3 protein-coding genes are annotated in these 2,571 nt (G+C 38.5%); all 3 read left to right on the plus strand.

Annotated features, from left to right (window positions below):
* The coding region (gene rplO, locus RWO85_RS10345) for a 50S ribosomal protein L15 (protein ID WP_314415778.1) at nt 1-296 on the plus strand (296 nt) is incomplete at its 5' end.
* A 12-nt stretch (nt 297-308) separates the two neighbouring features.
* Nucleotides 309-1,619 carry a preprotein translocase subunit SecY gene (secY, locus tag RWO85_RS10350; RefSeq protein ID WP_042901718.1) on the plus strand — a complete coding sequence of 437 codons (1,311 nt, stop codon included), beginning with the start codon at nt 309-311 and terminating at the stop codon, nt 1,617-1,619.
* A gap of 149 nt (nt 1,620-1,768) precedes the next feature.
* Nucleotides 1,769-2,407, plus strand: a complete 639-nt coding sequence (locus RWO85_RS10355) for an adenylate kinase (protein WP_001050436.1) — start codon at nt 1,769-1,771, stop codon at nt 2,405-2,407.
* The last annotated feature ends 164 nt before the right edge of the window (nt 2,408-2,571 follow it).

The following is a 2,571-nucleotide window of genomic DNA, read 5'->3' on the forward strand; positions in this document are numbered from 1 at the left end:
GTTTTGAAGGTGGACAAACTCCATTGTTCCGTCGTCTTCCAAAACGTGGATTTACTAACATCAACGCTAAAGAATACGCAATTGTGAACCTTGACCAATTGAACGTCTTTGAAGATGGTGCTGAAGTAACTCCAGTTGTTCTTATCGAAGCAGGAATTGTTAAAGCTGAAAAATCAGGTATTAAAATTCTTGGTAACGGTGAGTTGACTAAGAAATTGACTGTGAAAGCAGCTAAATTCTCTAAATCAGCTGAAGAAGCTATCACTGCTAAAGGTGGTTCAGTAGAAGTCATCTAAGAGAGGTGACCTATGTTTTTTAAATTATTAAGAGAAGCTCTTAAAGTCAAGCAGGTTCGATCAAAAATTTTATTTACAATTTTTATCGTTTTGGTCTTTCGTATCGGAACTAGCATTACAGTTCCTGGTGTGAATGCTAATAGCTTGAATGCTTTAAGTGGATTATCCTTCTTAAACATGTTGAGCTTGGTGTCAGGAAATGCCATGAAAAACTTCTCAGTTTTTGCTCTTGGTGTTAGTCCCTACATTACGGCCTCTATCGTTGTCCAACTCTTGCAAATGGATATTTTACCCAAGTTTGTAGAGTGGGGTAAACAAGGGGAAGTAGGTCGAAGAAAATTGAATCAAGCTACTCGTTATATTGCTCTAGTTCTCGCTTTTGTGCAATCTATCGGGATTACAGCTGGTTTTAATACTTTGGCTGGAGCTCAATTGTTGAAAACAGCTCTTACTCCACAAGTCTTTATCATGATTGGTATCATCTTAACAGCTGGTAGCATGATTGTGACTTGGTTGGGAGAGCAAATTACAGATAAGGGATACGGAAATGGTGTTTCTATGATTATCTTTGCCGGGATTGTTGCCTCAATTCCAGAGATGATTCAGGGCATCTATGTGGACTACTTTGTGAACGTCCCAAGTAGCCGTATCAGCTCATCTATCATTTTCGTAATCATTTTGATTATTACTGTATTGTTGATTATTTACTTTACAACTTATGTTCAACAAGCAGAATACAAAATTCCAATCCAATATACTAAGGTTGCACAAGGCGCTCCATCTAGCTCTTACCTTCCTTTGAAAGTAAACCCTGCTGGAGTTATCCCTGTTATCTTTGCAAGTTCGATTACTGCGGCGCCAGCAGCTATTCTTCAGTTTTTGAGCGCTACAGGTCATGATTGGGCTTGGGTAAGAACAGCACAAGAAATGTTGGCAACAACTTCACCAACAGGTATTGCTATGTATGCTTTGTTGATTATTCTCTTTACATTCTTCTATACGTTTGTACAGATTAATCCTGAAAAAGCGGCAGAGAATCTACAAAAGAGCGGTGCCTATATCCACGGAGTTCGTCCTGGTAAAGGTACAGAGGAATATATGTCTAAACTTCTTCGTCGTCTTGCAACTGTTGGTTCCCTCTTCCTTGGTGTGATTTCTATTTTACCGATTGTAGCAAAAGATGTTTTCGGACTTTCAGAAGCAGTTGCTTTTGGAGGAACCAGTCTTTTGATCATTATCTCTACAGGTATTGAAGGAATCAAACAATTGGAAGGTTACCTATTGAAACGTAAGTATGTTGGTTTCATGGACAGAACAGAATAAAAGTATTTACTGAATCAGTAAATGCTGAGGGAGTGGAGGTTTAACTCTAACATTAGTGAGAGTTTGGTCTCCCCTCTTCTATTTTGTTTTTAAATAGGGGTGAAAAGACTTTTTGCTTCTATTTAAAAATAAAATAAGGAGATCAAATCATGAATCTTTTGATTATGGGCTTACCTGGTGCAGGTAAGGGAACTCAAGCAGCAAAAATCGTAGAACAATTCCATGTTGCACATATCTCAACAGGTGATATGTTCCGCGCTGCTATGGCAAATCAAACTGAAATGGGTGTTCTTGCTAAGTCATACATTGACAAGGGTGAATTGGTTCCTGATGAAGTTACAAATGGAATCGTAAAAGAACGTCTTTCACAAGATGATATTAAAGAAACAGGATTCTTGTTGGATGGTTACCCACGTACAATCGAACAAGCTCATGCCTTGGACAAAACATTGGCTGAACTTGGCATTGAACTAGAAGGTGTCATCAACATAGAAGTGAATCCAGATAGCCTCTTGGAACGTTTGAGTGGCCGTATCATCCACCGCGTAACTGGAGAAACTTTCCACAAGGTCTTTAACCCACCAGTTGACTATAAAGAAGAAGATTACTACCAACGTGAAGATGATAAACCTGAGACAGTAAAACGTCGTTTAGATGTGAATATTGCTCAAGGGGAACCAATCATTGCTCACTACCGTGCCAAAGGTTTGGTTCATGACATCGAAGGTAATCAAGATATCAATGATGTCTTCTCAGATATCGAAAAAGTATTGACAAATTTGAAATAAAGCGTTTTTCACACTTGCAAAAATCCGCTACAAATGTTATACTGAAATAGTCTGACTTATAATTGTTGTCTCTGTGTCTAGAGGCATCGAATCGAAATTTATGGAGGTGCTTTTGCGTGGCAAAAGACGATGTGATTGAAGTTGAAGGCAAAGTAGTTGATACA

The organism is uncultured Streptococcus sp., assembly GCF_963521865.1.
Classification (GTDB): Bacteria; Bacillota; Bacilli; order Lactobacillales; family Streptococcaceae; genus Streptococcus.

Excerpts from the sequence above, each read along its gene's own strand:
- secY (WP_042901718.1), top strand. The coding sequence starts at position 309 with ATGTTTTTTAAATTATTAAGAGAAGCTCTTAAAGTCAAGCAGGTTCGA.
- RWO85_RS10355 (WP_001050436.1), top strand. The coding sequence starts at position 1,769 with ATGAATCTTTTGATTATGGGCTTACCTGGTGCAGGTAAGGGAACTCAA.